Genomic DNA, 18,927 nt, shown 5'->3' with positions numbered 1-18,927 from the left:
TAGCACGGTGCGCTTGCCTAAATTACTAGCTCCATCCATATGGATAACGCTGCCTAGCCAAGCTTATGGTCTTTCTGAGTGGGTTAAAAAGCAATGGAGGGCGCACGCTTTACTCGCGCCGAATATTTTCATTTTTGCATTAATGGCAGTAGTAAGTTTACCGTTAAGCGCTCAGACGTTAAATGTTGAAAGCCAGAACCCAAAAGACCCGTTAAAAATCGGCACACAAGAGTACAAAGCTAACGTAAACGACGAGTGGGACAGTGTGTGGCCTGAGGAGGATAATGTCGAATCAGGTGACGATTGGAGCGATGAGTGGGATGACGAATGGGGCACTGACAGCAAAAGTAAGCTTCGTATTTCTGGTTTCGCCGAGCTCGCCGTAGGAAACCGTTTTTCCCGTGACATGGCTACCGCGTTTGGCAGTCAGAATTCACAAATGAACGAGAGTTTTCAAGCTGCTAACGCGCCATCTGTGTTAAATAACAGCACATTGCGCGACGCCAGAGTTCAACTTCGCGCAGACTATGCATTAGACAGTTCCTCCATTTCCAGTAAAGCCGACGTTTGGTATGACGGCGTAACGTCGTCGTGGGGATCACAACTTCGCGAACTGGCATGGCAAGGTAGCTTAAGCAGTATTCTACCCAGCGCTTTAGTCGGCACGGGGGACTGGGCAAATGCATTTGACATTAAAGTCGGTAAGCAAGTGCTGACCTGGGGGACAGGGGATTACTTGTTCTTAAATGATCTCTTCCCTAAAGATTATCAGTCGTTCTTTGCAGGAAGAGAAGACGAATACTTTAAAGCGCCGAGTAATGCATTAAAGGTGTCGGGCTACACGGATTTTGCCAATGTAGATTTAGTCGTCACACCTGAATTTGAGCCTGATATTGGTATTACAGGCGAAATATTTTCTTTTTACAGCCCGCAATTGGATGAAAACATTGCCCCTTCGTTTTCTGTTGAAAGTGATAATCGCCCACGAGGAAGTGAGCTTGCCTTAAGGGTGTATAAATCTGTTAAGGGGATGGAGATTGCAGGCTATGGTTACACCGGTTATACAAGGCAGCCCACCGCGACAGATTCTCTTGGAAGACCGCGCTACAGTAAAATGAATGCCTATGGCGCAAGTGTTGTCGCGCCTCTGGGGCGGGGGATAGCAAATGCGGAATATGTTTTCTACAACAGCCTTGAAGACATAGATGGAAGTAACAGGCAAATAGCGAATGATCAAAGTCGTTTCTTACTAGGCTATAGCCAAGAAATTACCGCAAATCTTACCGGTGGTTTCCAGTGGTACACCGAGTACTTACACAATGCGGATGGCCTAGATAGAACAGTCTCGTCTTCTGAGCGAGTTCAAGAAAAATACCGCCATTGGGTGACGACCCGTTTAACGTGGTTAGCACTTCGTCAAACACTGACGTTAAATACTTTTCTGTTTTATTCACCCAGCGATAGCGACGGATACCTAAAGACTACAGTGGCTTATTCGCCCACCGACAAGTGGCAAGTGAGAGCGGGGGTGAATGTCTTTTCAGGTAAGGATAACTATACGTTTTGGGGGCAGTTTGAAGACGCAAGTAATGCGTTTATTGCCTATCGATTTTATTTTTAATCTCTTCCAATATTTAAGGATTACGTTATGTCTCAGGAAAAAGCATTAACCGCCTTCGCAGGGCTCATGGTGTTGTTGTCTGTATTACTAACCCATTTTGTTCATGCAAACTTTATGTGGTTTACCGTGTTTATTGGCGCAAACTTGTTCCAACAGAGCTTCACTGGCTTTTGCCCAGCAACGCTATTTTTTAAACACGTGCTTGGGCTTAAAAGTGAACGGGAGCTAGCGTAATTAACTGATGCTTCACAAATGCGCTAGCAAAGCATTTTCTATTGAGTAATTGGCGCTAAGTAACATTTTGCAAAGATAAACGCTTATCGCAATTTACTACATTGTGATATGTTATAACGTGATTGTTAAATAGTATGTTAGGTCATCTTTGTGAAATTTTCTGTCACGCTTTCTAGCGTTAAATTCGGTTTAATTGCGGCACTATTGGTTTTATTTAGCACGTTAAACCCAACCCAAGCCGCCAATTACGAGGAAATTGACTGGGTAGCTCTTATGCCCGAGGACGATTTGAGCGCGCTTTTAAATAGGCCTGAGTTTTTAAACGATATTGCCGATGGCTCTGCCGCCGACTCTGTCGATGACTTTGCTTCAAAGCAGCTAGAAGATGAACAAGCACAGCGATACCAACAAGCGTTAGTGTCGACGCGAGTGATAGAGGCGTTTGACGGGAAGGCTATCCGCATCCCTGGATTTATTGTGCCTTTAGAGCAAAACGATGAGCAAAAAGCGACGGCTTTTTTTGTCGTTCCTTATTTTGGGGCTTGCTTACACATGCCACCACCGCCACCAAATCAAATTTTGTATGTTGAATACGAAGATGGCATTGCAGTTGAGAACTTGTACGACCCTTATTGGTTTGAAGGCACGGTAAAAATAGACAACCACGAAAGCGCACTAGGTACATCTGCCTATTCGTTAGTGCTAGACAGCTTCGCGCTTTACGAGGAGTAACTGATATGAAAAAAACAGTCGTTGCAGCTACCGTTTTATCAAGTCTTCTAGCATTTCATAGTACTGCGTGTGAACTACATGCAGGTATGGGAAACATGCAATTTGGCTTTCAGCACCCCATGATGCAACAGCACTTAGCGGCAGCTAAGGAGCCACTTATTTCGCTCAATATCGACAGAAAGCGAGAAGTGACTAAGCTTGAGGCGTCAGCTGTTCCGCTGCGATTTACCATTCCTTCGAACTACAAAGAAGTTAGCGTAGATGTGATGGCAAGTGATGGCGTAACGCTACTGTCGCCGCAGCGCTTTTCTCTGCCGTCTACAAAGGGCGAACAAGCCATTAGCTTTCAGGCACAAGAAGAAGGCACGCACGAACTTGTTCTAAAAGTCTATGCGCTTAAAAAGAATGTGCCGGTAACTTACACCCGCAAAGTCAAAATTTTAGCAAGTTAAAAGCTAGGATAATGTATGAAGCGCGCCACGTACGTTTTACTGGCTTCTCTTATTGCTTTGATAGCATTGGGCGCGCTGGTGGGGCTCGGCCTGAGGGGTAAGCTTGATAGCGTAATTGAGCGCTTTTTCGAGAATAACACGGCGATTTATCAAGACAGCCACAGGTTAACTACCGTTCAACAGTTCCAACCCTTATCGTGGGACGCGCTGTTACCTGACGCCGAAAAGGCGCTGTTGGGCAAGACCCGAACGACTCAAAATCCTCAGCAGAATTTACCCCTTCATGAACAGGTATTTCAGTCTATTCAACGCACGTTTGACGATGAATACCAGCAAGCGCTTATCTCAGTGAATACGGTTGATACATTTAACGGCAAGTACGTCGAACTCAGCGGGTTTATTGTGCCTGTAGAGGCCAATGCACAGCGAGAAATAACGGCGTTCTTCATTGTGCCTTATTTCGGCGCGTGTATTCATTACCCACCCCCGCCACCGAATCAAATCGTGTTTGTTTCGTTGAATAATGCCCACGAGCAAGGCGGTATTAGAGGAATAGACATCCAGCAGGCGTATACGTTCTCGGGTGAGTTTTCTACTGGGTTGTATGAAGACCCTCAGGGCACATCCGCTTACTTACTGGATGTGGTAGAAATAAAGCCCTATTCAGGGCTGGGAAATGGCATTAACGATGACAACGCTAATCTAACGAACGGCGCTTTCCATATAGAAAGCGACATTCGTTGATTTTACTTTATCAATGGTCTACCAAGAACCATACATGGGGTTTGGCAGAATAAAAATCTCTGTGCCCACTCGTGGCATGAGCAACTCAACGTTGGCAGATTCTTGGGTTACGCCGCCCACATCTTCAATGTTGTCGCCAATTTGCATGATAATAGTGTGAGGCACAGCCCACGTAGACGTCGCGTCTTTAGACGTATTCGAACACGCGATCTTGCCCTGAGTAAGCTGCATCCTGCGCAAGTCTTTGTCATTAACCATACCTTCCTGGCCTACCGCTTCTTTGTCTTCAGCAGTGCGGCCAACAACACAGGTATTACTCGTGGTAAGCGGCAAACCTTGCGCCAAAAGGTTATTCCAGGTGTGACTATCAAGCGCTTTATTGCGATTCGTAATAAGCGCCACCTTGCCATTTCGTGCAACAACTTCATCGATGAAAGCGGCTACACCAGGCACAAGTGTGGCTTCTTCACGTTTTACCCATTCGGCCCAGCTTTGTGAAGAATATCCCAAGCCAGCACTTTCCCGTTCTTTTTGATAGGTGCTATTGTCTAGCACGGTTTCATCAACATCCATCACCACAATATCGCCATTAGCAAAACGCGTAGGTAGCGCTGAAATAGCTTGGCCATACACAAAACTTGAAAGAACAGGGTACTCTTTGCTGCTGGTTTGGTATATCACAGCATTTGACAGAGTGTGTGATTTTACACCAGCAAGCGGGGTTGAGGGCGCAGACGAGCACGCCGCAATAGCTGATACTGCAGCGCCTATGCACGCTGCTTTGCTGATGTAAGAGAGCTTGTTAAGAGATAACAATGTTATTTTCCTTTTATTGTTTCTTCTGCCTACCGGTTTCAACACCCAAATTATGTCTGAATTTATCGATGAACAGGGCCTGATAATTCACCAATGGCGTCGTGTGCATGCAGACTTTCTTGATGTTCTACTTTTACACGAAAATAGGTAGCTTGGTAATACGTACTTAACGCTTCATGCAGTCGCCTTACCGAATCTTCTACAAACATTAGGTTTTCAGCATTACGCTTGGCAAACGCCTGTTCATCTTCACGCTTAACTGCGGTTTGAAGCGGTGTGCCTAACGCGTTTTCTATCAGGTCAATAATACCAATAAAATCGGGGATCTCGTTGTCGCTTAAATCTAGGGTTATATCGGCAAAGGAACGCTGTGCATGCGCCGTGGCGATGCTGGCTTGTTTAGAAGCGAGCCAAGCGCCCATTTCTTCTACGGATAAACCTTTTCCTTCGAATTGCTGCACAAATACTTCTGATAACGCCTTGCGAGAGAGGGAGGCCGAACAAGGACAAGTACTAGAGTACGGTACTCTTAACTTAAGCTGTGCCTCATAACGTTCAGGTGATCGTCTTACGCAAAGTGAAGCAGGGTACGATTGATATCCTGACATCCTACTTATGAGCGCCGGACGCGACACGGTGAGGTCAAAGTGTAAATTAAGCTGGGCGCTGTTGCTCAGCCCATCTTGAGACTCGATAAGCGCGTTCATTAACGACACAAGTGCCGACTTATGTAAGTCTTGGTTGCTCAAATATCGCTGCAGCAAGCTGTACAATCGAGACATGTGAATGCCTTTAGCATTGGGGTGATCTAAACTCACTGTTATATCGACTTTTGCTTGGCTGGCTAATCGTTCACCGCGCTTACCTAGCACGTGCAGAGGGATAGCGATGCCCTGCATGCCTACACTATCAATAACAGGAAGTTGCGCAGTGGAATGCTCTTTAGTGACATCGGGAAGTACCGTGTCGGAATGATTAAAACTAGACAAAATAACCTCTGAATGAGACCTCAAAAACGACTTACACCACTAATATTGCGAGCGTCGCTCGATAAGAATTACCCGCTTTTGAGATTATGATGAAACTAATAGGGTTGTGATTGGGTGGTCTCGCGCTCTTCGCAAATAGGCTCCTGCACGCTCGACCTAAGCCGATAGTTAATCAGGTGCGCACCAACGATAATAAACGACGCGATTACCGTGATTGTTACTTCACCATATTCACCTAGTACTTCGTGTCCTAAGCCTACCCATTCAACCAGCAGTGGACTACTTAAAAGTGTTAGGCCAAAAACACCAGCAAATACTACCCACTTATTTTTGTGATGTAGGTAGCCTAGTGAGAGCGCAAAAACACCGATGGGTAGCACAAAGAACAGCAATATTTGATGGAAGGTTTCATCATTGAGAATTGACACACCTGCCAATGCAGGTATGGAAATCAATAAAATAGGCGTTAATAAACAGTGTATTACGCAAAGGGATGAAAGGAGCATAGCGAGCCTGTCTGAAATGAACTGCACTTTTGGCATTGCGCTGCTTCCTTGAGATATCGAATTCATAGTATGTCCGAAAATTGCTATGGCGCACGCACAATGAGTGAAGCTTGCGCCTGAGAGAATAAAAAATCTAACTAGCTGCTTATCAGTAAGGTTGGCTGACTTGGCGTTATCTCTAGTGCGCCTTGTCCTTTGTTGGTTACCCAAATTGCATTAACGTGCTGCAGGCTTGGCCAATGGGGAAACCCTGTCATCTCAATACGCTTTACGGGGCCTTGGCAACTAAGCAAATATGCGACACGAAAATCAGAGTGCGTGTTGCGATGGGCATGGTCTTCGTGTTCACTTTCATGCTCGTCATGCTCGTCATGCTCGTCATGCTCGTCATGCTCGTTAGCTACCTCCCATGGGCTTTCAAGTGTGGTATCGAGTAATTCACACGTATTGCTCAGGGTAAAAATATCGTCAAAGCGCTGAAAAACCTTTTGCGTTTCTTTATAACGTTTTTTTTCGCTAGCCGTGGATGGCGCGTATTCAAACCCCAGAACATCAGCAGCAGGCAGCTGCAGCACAAACTGCCACTCACTTCCCGCTTGTAGGATTTGTAGTTTGCCTTCGCCGTGAGTATGAGGCGCAGCATGAACAGCGTTGATACCCATCCCAGCCAAATTCAATCCGACAAAAGTACCTACCTTAAGAAAAGTTGAAGAGGCGCGTAGCGCTTTTTGTGAATTCTTCCACGTAATAGAAATAGTTTTCATTTTTACCTCTTGCGTAAATGTTACAATATAACATACCATAAAAATAAATATGATACATTATCACATTACACAAATTCAGAGGTTAGAATAATGAAACTGTCTCGATTGGCGTTAGGCTTATCGCTTTCAGCGCCTGCGTTGCTATTAGCATCTCCGTCAGCGCTGGCACAAACACTTTCTGGCACGGTAACTAATGCAGCCGGAAAGCCGCTCGCCAATGCCACTGTTGAAATTGAGGCGCTAAAGCGCGTTACCAGCACTAACGAGCTGGGCGAGTTTACTTTCTCTAACGTAAAGGAAGGCGACTATACGCTTCACATATTCGCCTCTGGCTTCGCTCACTTACATGAGCATGCGCAAGTTCAATCTGACAACGCAGAAGGCGCTAACTTTGTCTTGGCGCGCAGTGCTATCGAGGTCATTGACGTGCACGCCACGCCTATGCATTTATCGGTGATGGAATCGGCCACACCAGTGAGCGTGTTATCTGGCGAAACCTTACGTCGGCAACAAGCGGCCACGCTGGGCGATACGCTAGAAAAATTACCCGGCGTACAGTCTAACTTCCATGGCAATGTTGCGAGCACGCCAATTATTCGTGGCCTTAGCGGACCACGGGTACTGATTACTCAAAATGGCTTGGATGTGAGCGACGTTTCCCGTGTTGGCCCCGACCACGCAGTAGCAAGTGAAGCCTCAACCGCTAAACAAATTGAAGTGCTGCGTGGGCCAGCAACCCTGTTCTTCGGAAGCGGTGCGATAGGCGGTGTGGTGAACGTAGTTGACCAACGTGTGCCCACGTCCACTGAAACGCGCGGTGAATTTGTATTAGAAACGCAAACCGTTAACGACCAGAAACTTGGAACGTTTAACGTGACTACTGGGGTGGACAACATAGCCTTTTACGCTGACGGTTTTTACCGCGATTCAAATGATTATGAAACACCTGTTGCCCCTGACATTGATGACCCAGATGGCGCCCATGTGGTTGAAAACAGTAACGAAGAATCGAATGGGTTTACGTTAGGGACCAGCTATTTATTCGACCAAGGCTATGTTGGCGTAGCGGTAGAGCGATTTGAGCGAGAGTATGGCGTGCCTGGGCACAGCCATGGCGGAGATACTTCGGTATTCGCTGATCTTGAGCAAACTAAGTATCAGCTTTTAGGTGAGTACAACTTTACCAATGACTTTTTGCAAAGTGTTCACTTTAGAGCGGGCTATACCGATTATGAACATGCTGAAGTTGAGGGCGGTTTAGTAGGTACCACTTTTAGTAATGAAACCGAAGAACTTCGCGTAGAGTTATTGCATAAACCCATGGCTGGCTGGCGCGGTGGTATCAGCCTTCATTACAAAGGGAGCGATGTATTTGCTCAAGGCGAAGAAGCCTTTACACCGCCTTCAGAAATGGAGATGTTTGCTGTAGCACTCATGGAAGAGCGTCACTTTGGTGATTTTCTGGTTCAATTGGGGGCGCGAGCGGAAAGCGTAACATTAGACGCATCAAGTGTGCTGTTGCCTGAGCTTGACGCTCACGAGCACGACGATGAAAATGATCATGATGAGCATGCTCACGACGAACATGAAGGCAGCGAGTTCGTACGACAGTTCGCGGTGGATCAAGAATTTACACCTATATCGCTATCAGCGGGTGTGGTTTATACCATTAATGAAAGCTATAACGTGGGCGTTTCACTTTCCCGTTCAGAGCGCGCCCCTTCTGCCTCTGAGCTTCTTTCTTTTGGCCCGCATATTGGCACCCGTACCTATGAAATTGGCGCCCTGTTTGATTTGTCAGAGGAAGGCGAGTTTGTGCTTTCTCAAACGGCAATCGATCTTGAGACAGCAAATAACATCGACCTAACGTTCAGAAAAACACAGGGTGACGTTGGCTTTGTATTTAATGCCTTTTATAACCAAGTAGATAACTACTACTTCCAAGAAGAAACCGGCTTATTCGCTGAAAGTGGTCATGACCATGATCATGGCGAAGAGGGGCACGGTGAAGAAGAGCATAGCGAAGATGAACACAGCGATGAATTACCTGTTTACCTGTTTGGTTCAGCTGACGCCGTTCTTCATGGCTTTGAGTTACAAGTTGCCTGGCAAACCACTGACAACCTAAAACTCGATTTCTTCGCCGACTACGTTAAAGCCCGCCTTAAAGATGGTGGCGCACTGCCTCGCACTTCGCCCATGCGAGTGGGCTCACACGTTGCCTACACGTTAGATAACATTCGCGCAGATTTAGACATCACATATTTTGCAAAACAAGACGATATCTCGACGTTCGAGACTGAAACGGACGGCTACACCCTTGTTGATGCTTCAATCACGTACGACATTCCTTTGGGAGATATTGATTTATCGGTTTACCTGAGCGGTGAAAACCTAACCGACGAAGAAGCGCGCGTTCACACCTCATTTCTGAAAGATATTGCACCACGTCCGGGTAGAAACTTTGCTTTCGGCGTACGCGGTTATTTCTAAGATCAGCTTATAAAAAAGAATTATTGATAGGGATACACACATGAAAAATAGACTAGTACTAAGCGCCATAGCCAGCGCACTTTTGCTCGCAGGCTGTGGTGATGCAGAAACCAATATTGTAGAGCTGGATCCTATTGAGGTGCCAGAGGATGATCACGATCACGACCACGACGATCACGACTCAGATTATGAAATTGAAAGTGAAGGCAGATTGGTTGTTGCCGATGCTGCATCAAATACGCTCACTGTCTTTGATCTAGATGATAATTCAGTACTTGATACGTTTTCTGCAACCTTTGATGGAAGCAGTGTAAGCGCCTCCGCAGACTATCGCTTTGCAGTCATCAACAGCCGAGCAAACGGACTAACTGAGTTTCTTGATGGTGGATTATGGCGAGAAGATCACGTAGAGCATCTGCACGACTATGAAGAAGCCCCAAGTCTGTCTGGTTTCACCCTTGAAGGTAGTCAACCGACTCACGTAGTAACACACGACGGTCAGCTTGCTGTGTTTTACGACGGAAATGCGGACACCAGCATGCCGGCAGCGGTAAAAGTGGTAACCGATACCCAAATTGCTAGTGAAATTACAGAAGTTCCTACTTTGGAATTTACTGTAAATATGCACGGTGTCGCGGAACCGCGTGGAGACATGCTAATTAGTACTGTACGTCGTGATGATGCAGAGTCTCGTTCTGCTAACCCAATCTTGCCAGACAGCGTTGCGGTATATCACTGGCATGATGGCGAGTACGAAGAAGAGCAACGCTTTGATGGCGAGTGTGCTGATTTACATGGCGCCGCTCAAAACGAAATCGCTGTGGCATTTGGCTGTAGCGACGGCGTATTAATTCTCAACGAAGATGATGAGGTATTTACCAGCGCGTTTATTGACAACATTGATGGGCTTGGCGATTTGCGCATTGGCACAATGTATGGACATGAACACGCTGAAGCGTTTATTGGTATTGCTTCACGGCACGGCGGTGGCAGCGCCATCTTGGCCAATGTGTCGCCTGTAACTAGCACAATGAGCGTGATTGACTGGCAGCCAGAGACTGACGCTCATGCAGTGTCATACGGCTTCTCAATGGGCGGTGAATTCTTTGTTATTTTAGATGACAAAGGTTTTGTAACATTGCTAGAAGCGCATGAAGAAGACGGTGACACGCACTGGGAATTTTCGTACAAAATTGATGTGGCCAGTGCCAGCGCCGCAAACCTAGCAGAAGGTCAGTCATTTAGCATGGCGGCATCGCAACACGAAGAAGCCTTGTTTGTTGTTGACCCTGTTGCGCAAGCTATCCTCGCTGTTGATTTGGAAGCCGAGACCACGGAAACCTTGCTTGAACTGGATTTTGAGCCTGCAGGTGCAGTTTGGCTAGGTATTGCTGAAGAACACGAGCACGACGATCACGACCATTAATTCGTAGTGGTATTACGCTAATGAAAGAGCAGGCTATAAGCCTGCTCTTTTTGGTTTTAATGTATTTTGTGCTTAAAGCCATTAGTTTGTTGCTAGAGCTGCTTACAACAACAGCTTTATTTAGGCAGCGGAATAAACTCGCGGTCGTCACCCGGAATAGTTGGGAATAACCCGTTTGCCCAACGAGCCTCAGCGTCTTCTATTTTCTCTTGAGAGTACGCCAAAAAGTTCCAACGTAAAATGGGTTGTTTCTCCATTTTCTCTCCACCTAAAAGGAAGTAGCGACTATTCTCCATGGTTTCAATTTCACTTTCATCGTCCAATAGCACAAATTCGCCTGCGCTGAATACTGCACCGCCTAGTTTTACTTTTCCGGAAATAACGTAACAGGCCGTTTGAGAATTGCCACATGGACGCTCAATAACCGCTCCTGCTTCTGTTATCACATCTAAATAAAACATGGGTGAGTACGTCTTAACCGGTGACGTGTAGCCGTACGCTTCCCCTGCAATTAGTCGCATCAGTACTTTTTCACGATGTATATAAGGCAGTTTAGCTTTGTTAACGTGTATAAAGCTGGGCTCCATATCTGCCTTTTCTTCAGGCAATGCAACCCAGCACTGTAGACCGTTTAGCACATGATCAGTGCCTCGGGTTTCAATGGTCTCTCGCTCAGAGTGAACAATGCCTTTACCCGCCGTCATCCAGTTTACGTCACCAGGCTGTATTTCCTGAATAGTGCCTAAGCTATCCCTATGCAGCATACTACCTTCCATTAAATAGCTAATGGTGGCCAGTCCTATATGCGGGTGGGGCCTAACGTTAATGCCGCTGCCTGCTGGGAAATGTGCAGGTCCCATATGGTCAACAAAAACAAATGGGCCAATGCTCCTTGCGTCAACGTGGGGAATAATGCGACTTACTGAGAAGCCACCTAAATCTTTTTTGTGAGATGAAATTCGTTTTGCCATGATCTTTCTCAATTAACGTTGTTGGGAGAAGTTAACCGGTGACCACGCGGGCTCGGCTGATTCTATTGGTGTTGCGAGTTCTGGGTACTGCTGTCTATCGGCAAAAACGACGTTGCCGTCTACGACAGTTAACTGTGCTTGTGTGTTTAGCAATGCCTTTTCACTTACTGTTAAGATATCGTGGTTAAGAATAGCAAAGTCAGCGTAAAAGCCAGGTTGCAATCTACCCTTAACGTTTTCTTCTCCAGATAGTGCAGCACTGCCTTGAGTAAATAGATTTAGGGCTGTCAGTCTGTCTACATGCTTTGTACCTAAATCAAAACCACCCACGGTTTTTCCGCTCACTGCCCAGTAATAGGTTGCCCATGGATTAAAACTTGAAACGCGGGTACCGTCTGTGCCTAAGCCCACTGTGATACCAGCACTAAGCATTTGCTTTATAGGGGGCGTGCGCTTGGCTTGCTCGGCGCCATATCGCTCAACGAAATCCTCACCGGCAAAGGCCATACGACCTTGCACCGCAATCGCGCCACCTAACGTTTTAATGCGCGAAAGATTTTCATCAGACACCGTCTCGGCGTGGTCGATAATCCAGCGCACGCTATCAACGGGCTGTGTTGAGTGAATATGTTCAAGTACGTTTAAAATACGTGTTATAGATTGGTCATAAGTGGCATGGAGCCTAAATGGCCACTGCTGCAATAGATGAAGCCTAATCACTTCTTCCAGCGCATCTTCGGCTTCGCCTGGAAGTTCAGGGCGTGGCGCACGAAAGTTTTCATAGTCTGACGCTTTATAAGTGAGTAGCTCGCCACCGCCTTCAATTACATAGCCATTGTCTAAATGAATATGCTGGTTTTGATTTGCTTCATACTTACTCATCCATGTAGCAAAACTCACCATTTCTTTATTAGGCACTTGCGGGAACAAGTAATTAGAAACCCGTATCGGTAACTCACCGAGCTTGGCAAGGGTTTCACTGGCTGTATAGTCTTCAGGAAAGGTATGGCCACCGCCGCCTGCGTCTACTACACTGGTTACGCCTAGGCTAAGTAGTTTGCGATAAAACTGTCGACTGGAATTTAACTGTTCATTTGCGCTTAGTTGAGGCAGCGCGGCAATGGTCTTATATAAAATCATTGGGTTGGGTTGAGCGAGCAAAACACCTGTGGGGTTGCCGTTAGCATCTCGCTCTATCACGCTTCCCTTTGGTGCTTGGGTGTCTTTGTCTATTCCCAGTGCTTCAAGGCCTTTTTTATTGAGCACACCGCCTGAGTAAAGATGAAGCACAAATACCGGTGTGTTTGGCGCGATGTCGGTAAGCTCTTGTGGTGTAGGTAAGCGCTTCTCTTCAAATTGATAAGGGCTGAAACCTCCAATGACTCTTACCCATTGACCCTTGGGCGTGCGTTTGGCTTGTGCTTCTAGCATGGCTAAGCCTTCTTTCAAGCTTGTAATACCTTCCCAGCGAGTTTCTAAATTATAAAAACGTCCTCCACGCGTTACGTGCATATGCGAGTCATTAATACCTGGAATGAGCCGCTGTCCTTTTGCATCGATTACTTGAGTGGCACTATCTGCGTCTGCTAGCAGCTGTTGGGCATCTTGCGAAAAGGCGTTAAATTTACCGTTTTCTACGCTAAGAGCCGAATAGGTTTGGCCGCTCGCATTTGTGATTTTTGCATTTACAACGACCAGATCTGGGGCAGCCATTGCCTGGCTAGCGCCAAACAATAGAGCAACAATCGAAAAACGTGACAATAATAAATTCATGGGATAGCTCCTAGTTATTGCTGCTTTGGCTAGTGGTTTGTTTACCTGACTGGGCTGCAAAATAAGTGGCTAGGGCGTCAATATCGTCATCGCTAAGCCCTGATGCATTGGGGCGCATGATGCTGGCCATACCGCCTTTCCTGATGCCGTCGCGATAAGCTTTAAGTGCATAAACTAGGTACGGTTTGTTCTGACCTGCCAAATTAGGGTTACTTTCAATGTTGGCAATGCCTGTTTCACCGTGACACCCCATACAGTATTGTGAAAGTGTTTGGCCTTTTTCGTATTGCGCGCTATCGGTATTAGCGCTAACGCTGAAAGAAAGTGTTGCGATTTGAAGCGCGGTCAATAGTGCTACAAGTGGGTGCAAAGCTCTCATGTTAAACTCCTCGTGCAGTAACGATACAAGTGCGACAGGTCACGGTGACCTGTCGCATCAAAGGCTACTGGCCTTCTTTGGCGTTAAACATTTCGGTTGCGTAAATAAGGCCTAAACCGTATCCCCCAGCATGTTCTTTTGCGATGTTTGTCACGTCCACATAGCTTTCAGTGCGAGCCCAATCACGTTGAAGTTCTAGAAGGTACTGCAACCAAGTAATGGGTTGAGCACCTGCCTGAATCATACGCTGAACCGCCATGTCGTGAGCTTCTTTAGATACACCACCAGACGCATCGGTTACAAAATACACGTCATAGCCTTCTTCAATGGCAGACAGCACTGGACCTACACCGCAAACTTCTGTCCAAAGCGCTGCAATAACAATTTTGTTCTTTTTAAATTTCTTAACCTTGTCGGTGACTCGCTTATCTTCCCAGGTATTCATCGTTGTGCGGTCAATAGGTGTTTGGTCGGGGAATACTGCTTTTAATTCCGGGAAAAGCGGGCCGCTGAATGACTTTTCAGCTACGGTTGTCAGAATAGTGGGTACATTAAATGCCTTTGCAGATTTTGCTAGACCTGTAACGTTGTTGCGCACATCTTCGATTGAATGTGAGCGTGTTGCAAACGCCATTTGAGGCTGGTGGTCGATAAGAATGACCGTGTGGTTGTCGGGTGTCAGAAGGCTCTTGGCTGGCTCTCCCGCTTGCACAGAAGGAACAAGAAAGGTTAAGCCAGTAACAAGTGCTGCCATTGATTTTTTAATATTGAACATTGTGATTTCCTCTTGGATTAAGTTTGTTGTGAGTACTTCGTAAACCTCGAGATAAATCTTATGTTCGTTTTTATTAATTTAAAATGCGTAAAAATTCATCTAATTATTCTAATTTTTAGAATCAAATGCCTGGGTTTGAGAGAATCACGCAAAATCTAACAAATCAGTACCGAAGAAGTTATCGATGACACAGCGCCATTCACCACTTGCATCCCTTTGCAGAACATAAACGGCGCGCTTACCCTCGCAGGGTAGGGCGTTGGGTGTTGTTTTAGGAACAAGGTAAAGCTTAGCGACGACTAGCGCTACGTCACCTGCTTGTATAACCCGTTCATCTCCGGTTGTAACAAAATGATCGGGCATGAATTTCTTTTGAAATTTAAGCAGGGCATCAACGCAGTCTCGCTGCGTGGCATGTTCTTCAGCGGCTTGGTTTTGCGTTGAGCTGGACATAGGGGTCGCGACCACTGTTGCATCGCTAGCATAACATTGGGATAAGGCGTCTTGATCGCCGCGGTTTACTGCGTCATGCAACTGTTGTAACACGTGAGATATTGGATTGTTCATGGCTGTCGTTCCGTTATTTTTACCGCAAGACGAGCCAATAAAAAACCCGCCTTTGCGGCGGGTTTAGTGAATTCTATTTACGCACTAGCTAACCCGCCCATTCCTTAGAATAGCGAGAATAATAATCAGCGCAGACGCTGAGTAAGCAGTATGTGTATTCGTGTTTTTAGGCATAGTATTTAAAAACAGTGCGCTGCTAGTGAGTATTTAATGACCCGAGTATCCTGTGCACAATGAAGAAAGTCAATGGGTTTTTAGGTATAGAAATTAGACCCATGCGAGTGGGTGGGCAAGCGGTAAGTGTAAGGTATAAGATGTAACGCTACCCTAGGCTTCAAATATGGTAATGCGAATAATCGTGCCCTGCTTTAAACAATCATAAATATCTTTATCAGTGAACCCGCTATTGCGGAGAAGTTGCCTGGCAACTAGCTTAGCGCCTTTTGTACACTGCTTGTCACGTATTATTCGAAGTGCTTTGTTTAAATAACTAATAGAAGGCATGATAAATAACCTTACGCGTTAGGCGTGAGTTTTGTATGATATTTAAACGATATGTTTTGGTGTAATGATCACTCAAACCATACAAACTGTGTTACGAATTAAGGTGGAATTTGACCCTTGGAGTTACTTTATAGCTGGTTAACGGCCAATGATGCGATGTCGATGTCATCATCAGTAGTACTTGTTGTTACCTCCTTCTTTACGTCGATGATGACAGCAACGCTGGGTATTGGTGGCGGGGTCTTACTACTGGCAGTAATGGCCGGTACTATGCCAGTCAGTGCGCTGATCCCGGTTCACGGTTTAGTACAGCTTGGTTCAAACGGTAACCGTGCACTGATGACGGCAAGGCATATCGACTGGAATATGCTGAAGTATTTTTCTTTAGGCGCAATCGTTGGCGCTTTTTTGGCCTCGTTTGTTGTGGTTCAGCTGCCGTTGGTTATTATTCAATTTGCGGTTGCCGCATTTATTTTATTTCTGGTGTGGGGGAGTAAACCCAAAGCACAAGAAATGAACCCCGCGGGTAGAACATTGGCAGGGTTGGTAACCACGCTGGTTTCAATGTTTGTAGGTGCCACAGGGCCTCTGGTGGCGGCATTTGTACACAGAAATAATTACAGCAAAATGCAGATTACCGGCACGTTTGCCAGCTGTATGACACTGCAACACGGCCTTAAAGCGTTTGTTTTTACCTTTGTAGGGTTTTCTTTTGCCCAGTGGGCCGGGCTAATCATTATTATGATTGCCAGTGGTGCGCTCGGCACATTCATCGGCTTGAAAGTATTAAAGCGTGTCCCCGCTGATAAATTTATGCTGGCGTTCAAGATAGTGGTGACACTGTTGGCCCTGCGGCTCTTGTGGCAGGCATTCTCAACCTTATTTCCCGCTGTAATCTGACACAGTTCTTTACCTTCAAAATACTTACGTTAGTGCGCAAGTTTTCATTTCTAGCGTTTAAAACGGCATGTGTATCAGACATTAAGAGAAGATAAACCAGCGAAGGAGAATCACTGGTTTATCTTTATGCCTTTTGAAGTTTGAGTTTTAAACGGTTAGAACCTGTAGCTCAGCGATAGATGCCACTCTCGTCCCGCTGCGGGTACTCGCTCACCTACTGCAACATCAGTATTCCTCACGCGGTTAATTCCCGCTGTGTGTGGGGCGTAATGCTTATCAAATAGGTTATGAATGGTGGCCGTAATCTGAAGATTTGACCGCGCATTATCTATAAGGGTGAAAAGCCCCGTAATATGCACCAATCCATATCCTGCAGTAGTGGTTTCATTTTGTAGCGCTGAAACGTGGTTTTGTGCTCCTGCCAATTCTGACGTTAGTTGCAGCGCCATTGGCGCATTAAGTAGCTGTGTATCCCACTGAATGGTGGTGATTAGCTGTTCGGGGGCGATACGAAACAAAGCATCGTCTATATCGTCGCGATTACCGTGCTGAACACTTGCTACTGCGTTAAGCTTCACGTTATCAAACACATTACCCGAAACAGTCAGATCTGCCCCTTTGATTACGGCGTCTGTATTAGTCCATTGAAATGGTGTTGTGCCTGCCATCATGGTGGAGACCATATTGGCAGCCATATTCGTGCTGGGAGAACCAGTAATATAGTCTTCAATATCTTGATAAAAGAGGCGAGGAGAAACTGACCAGCTTTTGAAACGGTAATCAATACCCACATCTATCTGGCGTGCAGTTTCGTTGTCTAGAGCCAAGTTACCAATGTAGTTAAATCCGTCTGCCATTCCCCCAGAAATACCAAGAGGTAGCCACGTATAGCGCTCGAAGTAAGTAGGGGCACGGTTTTTCTGCGATACGCCAAGGACAACATCGACATTGTCGCTGGCGTGATATCGCGTGCTAGCGGCAATATCTAACATGTTATAGCTCTTACTGCGTTCTGCCGCGTTGAAATCATCAACGAGTGAAGCAATGGCAGGGTTCATCATAACCATATTAGAACCGGCTAGCCCGGCATCCATGTCAACACGTGTATATCGGGTACCAATTGTTGTTGAAAAGGATGCTTTATCTCGCTGCCATTCTGCGTACACGCTGGCTGTGTCTTTTTCTACGTTGGTAAAGTTATCAACGAAGAACATGCCGTTATTAGGGTTGGTGATGGTCGAGTTATTCCTGCTGTGGTGCAGATAGGCACCTAGTTTGAGGTCACCTTCATAAAATGGCATTACATAGGTGGCATCTACACCTTGAGCAATAGCATCAGCGTTATTCTCTCTCGCCATGTCGGCAGACATCACCATGCGCTGTGAGAAGTTGTCCATGGCATGTTGGTTGCTGTTGCCAAACCAGCTTAACGTGAAGAACTCCCTATCATTTGCGTTATAGCGATAGCCCAGTCGATACCAAGCGGCATCAATAAAACCAATGTCCATGGCTAAAGCAGGCGTGCCGCTTTCGTTAGTATTAAGTTGCTGATAACTCACATCGACTTGGTGATTGCCCCACTCGACGCCCGCCCTAAACTTACCGCCATTTCTTTGGTAATGGCTGTTTGGTATAACGCTGTTATCTCCCGACTCTTGTTCGTCGCGCTGCTGATGAGTGAAGGCGCCGCTAACAAAAGCCTGCTCACTCTTATAAAACAGATTGCCTTGGTATTGCTGACCGCTCCCCGGAGATATTGCGCTGGCACTTACGCTACCGCTAAAGCCTGTATTCAAGTCAAAAAGTGCTGAGGCATCAGAGTGAATGCGAAGCTTTCCGCCTAGCGTCTGCACACCTGCACTTACTGGCACAATCCCCCGGTAAAGGGTAGCGGTCAGTCCTGGTTCTGGCAGCACATGAGAAAGGGGCGAGTCCATGGCGTTTGGTCCTGCTCCAGCAATATCAACGCCATCAATGCTTACGCCAACTCGGTCACCATAAAGTCCTCTATACTGAATAAGCCCGGTGACTGGGCCGTTTCGAGATATCGACACGCCAGGTAATGTGGCAAGCTGATCGCCAAAGTCAGCGTCAATATTGCTGGTAGCACTAACAGACTCTTGCTCGATATTTTGCGTGCTAAGGGAAAGCGGTGTGCCAATAACGGTGACCACTTCTGTCGAAGTGTTATCGGCTAAGTCGATGGTGTTTGCGTAAATGTGTACGGGCGCGCACGCAGTGAATACGGCAAGCGCAATGATAGATTGCTTCATAACAATTC

The 18,927-nt window shown here is 46.4% G+C and carries 18 protein-coding genes; 8 read left to right on the top strand and 10 right to left on the bottom strand.

All coding sequences use genetic code 11. From position 1 onward, the window contains the following. The first annotated feature begins 7 nt into the window (after positions 1-7). The 5 genes from BZA03_RS11770 (at position 8) to BZA03_RS11750 (ending at position 3,783) form a co-directional block, all read left to right on the top strand. Positions 8-1,621, top strand: coding sequence for a hypothetical protein (locus BZA03_RS11770; protein WP_110288881.1), 1,614 nt, complete (start codon positions 8-10; stop codon positions 1,619-1,621). 27 nt (positions 1,622-1,648) lie between these two features. Then, positions 1,649-1,855 carry a DUF2892 domain-containing protein gene (locus BZA03_RS11765; protein ID WP_110288880.1) on the top strand — a complete coding sequence of 69 codons (207 nt, stop codon included), beginning with the start codon at positions 1,649-1,651 and terminating at the stop codon, positions 1,853-1,855. 150 nt (positions 1,856-2,005) lie between these two features. Beyond that, positions 2,006-2,587 carry a DUF3299 domain-containing protein gene (locus BZA03_RS11760; RefSeq protein ID WP_110288879.1) on the top strand — a complete coding sequence of 194 codons (582 nt, stop codon included), beginning with the start codon at positions 2,006-2,008 and terminating at the stop codon, positions 2,585-2,587. Between the two features lie 5 nt (positions 2,588-2,592). Then, positions 2,593-3,039 carry a hypothetical protein gene (locus BZA03_RS11755; RefSeq protein WP_110288878.1) on the top strand — a complete coding sequence of 149 codons (447 nt, stop codon included), beginning with the start codon at positions 2,593-2,595 and terminating at the stop codon, positions 3,037-3,039. A 15-nt stretch (positions 3,040-3,054) separates the two neighbouring features. Next, positions 3,055-3,783, top strand: a complete 729-nt coding sequence (locus BZA03_RS11750) for a DUF3299 domain-containing protein (RefSeq protein WP_039233698.1) — start codon at positions 3,055-3,057, stop codon at positions 3,781-3,783. 18 nt (positions 3,784-3,801) lie between these two features. On the opposite strand, the gene BZA03_RS11745 is transcribed toward BZA03_RS11750, so the two are convergent. The 4 genes from BZA03_RS11745 to BZA03_RS11730 form a co-directional block, all read right to left on the bottom strand. Beyond that, positions 3,802-4,599, bottom strand: coding sequence for a 5'-nucleotidase, lipoprotein e(P4) family (locus BZA03_RS11745; RefSeq protein ID WP_110288877.1), 798 nt, complete (start codon positions 4,597-4,599; stop codon positions 3,802-3,804). A gap of 62 nt (positions 4,600-4,661) precedes the next feature. Beyond that, positions 4,662-5,588 (bottom strand): GTP cyclohydrolase FolE2, encoded by a 927-nt coding sequence (folE2, locus tag BZA03_RS11740; RefSeq protein ID WP_110288876.1) that lies wholly within the window; start codon positions 5,586-5,588, stop codon positions 4,662-4,664. Between the two features lie 95 nt (positions 5,589-5,683). Further along, positions 5,684-6,160, bottom strand: a complete 477-nt coding sequence (locus tag BZA03_RS11735; protein WP_230633809.1) for a MerC domain-containing protein — start codon at positions 6,158-6,160, stop codon at positions 5,684-5,686. A gap of 71 nt (positions 6,161-6,231) precedes the next feature. Continuing rightward, a complete protein-coding gene (locus BZA03_RS11730) occupies positions 6,232-6,858 on the bottom strand; it encodes a DUF2796 domain-containing protein (RefSeq protein WP_258364632.1) in 627 nt (208 codons plus the stop codon). A 90-nt stretch (positions 6,859-6,948) separates the two neighbouring features. On the opposite strand from BZA03_RS11730, the gene BZA03_RS11725 reads away from it, so the two are divergent. Both BZA03_RS11725 and BZA03_RS11720 read left to right on the top strand, forming a co-directional pair. After that, positions 6,949-9,351, top strand: coding sequence for a TonB-dependent receptor (locus tag BZA03_RS11725; RefSeq protein ID WP_258364631.1), 2,403 nt, complete (start codon positions 6,949-6,951; stop codon positions 9,349-9,351). A gap of 40 nt (positions 9,352-9,391) precedes the next feature. Beyond that, positions 9,392-10,777, top strand: coding sequence for a 5-methyltetrahydrofolate--homocysteine methyltransferase (locus BZA03_RS11720; protein ID WP_110288874.1), 1,386 nt, complete (start codon positions 9,392-9,394; stop codon positions 10,775-10,777). 116 nt (positions 10,778-10,893) lie between these two features. Here the strand turns inward: BZA03_RS11720 and BZA03_RS11715 are convergent, their stop codons facing one another. The 5 genes from BZA03_RS11715 to BZA03_RS11695 form a co-directional block, all read right to left on the bottom strand. Then, the gene (locus tag BZA03_RS11715) at positions 10,894-11,748 is read right to left on the bottom strand and encodes a pirin family protein (protein WP_110288873.1); all 855 of its coding nucleotides are present in this window, start codon (positions 11,746-11,748) and stop codon (positions 10,894-10,896) included. A gap of 12 nt (positions 11,749-11,760) precedes the next feature. Further along, positions 11,761-13,521, bottom strand: coding sequence for an amidohydrolase (locus BZA03_RS11710; protein WP_110288872.1), 1,761 nt, complete (start codon positions 13,519-13,521; stop codon positions 11,761-11,763). A 10-nt stretch (positions 13,522-13,531) separates the two neighbouring features. Continuing rightward, the gene (locus tag BZA03_RS11705) at positions 13,532-13,900 is read right to left on the bottom strand and encodes a cytochrome c (protein ID WP_014951160.1); all 369 of its coding nucleotides are present in this window, start codon (positions 13,898-13,900) and stop codon (positions 13,532-13,534) included. 64 nt (positions 13,901-13,964) lie between these two features. Continuing rightward, positions 13,965-14,675, bottom strand: a complete 711-nt coding sequence (locus BZA03_RS11700; RefSeq protein ID WP_014951159.1) for a hydrolase — start codon at positions 14,673-14,675, stop codon at positions 13,965-13,967. A gap of 144 nt (positions 14,676-14,819) precedes the next feature. Further along, complete coding sequence (locus BZA03_RS11695; protein WP_039229165.1) at positions 14,820-15,242, bottom strand: nuclear transport factor 2 family protein; 423 nt, start codon at positions 15,240-15,242, stop codon at positions 14,820-14,822. Between the two features lie 621 nt (positions 15,243-15,863). Here BZA03_RS11695 and BZA03_RS11690 point away from each other — a divergent pair. Beyond that, positions 15,864-16,646: a sulfite exporter TauE/SafE family protein gene (locus BZA03_RS11690; RefSeq protein ID WP_039233682.1), complete on the top strand. Its 783-nt coding sequence runs from the start codon at positions 15,864-15,866 to the stop codon at positions 16,644-16,646. 155 nt (positions 16,647-16,801) lie between these two features. Here the strand turns inward: BZA03_RS11690 and BZA03_RS11685 are convergent, their stop codons facing one another. Next, entirely contained in the window at positions 16,802-18,919 is a 2,118-nt protein-coding gene (locus BZA03_RS11685) for a TonB-dependent siderophore receptor (RefSeq protein ID WP_110288871.1), read from the bottom strand. Positions 18,920-18,927 lie beyond the last annotated feature (8 nt).

Origin of the sequence: Alteromonas sp. I10 (assembly GCF_003201515.1) — a bacterium.
GTDB classification, from domain to species: Bacteria; Pseudomonadota; Gammaproteobacteria; order Enterobacterales; family Alteromonadaceae; genus Alteromonas; species Alteromonas macleodii.
The sequence above is the reverse complement of the archived record's forward strand: the minus strand, read 5'-3'. Positions and strand labels throughout refer to the sequence as shown.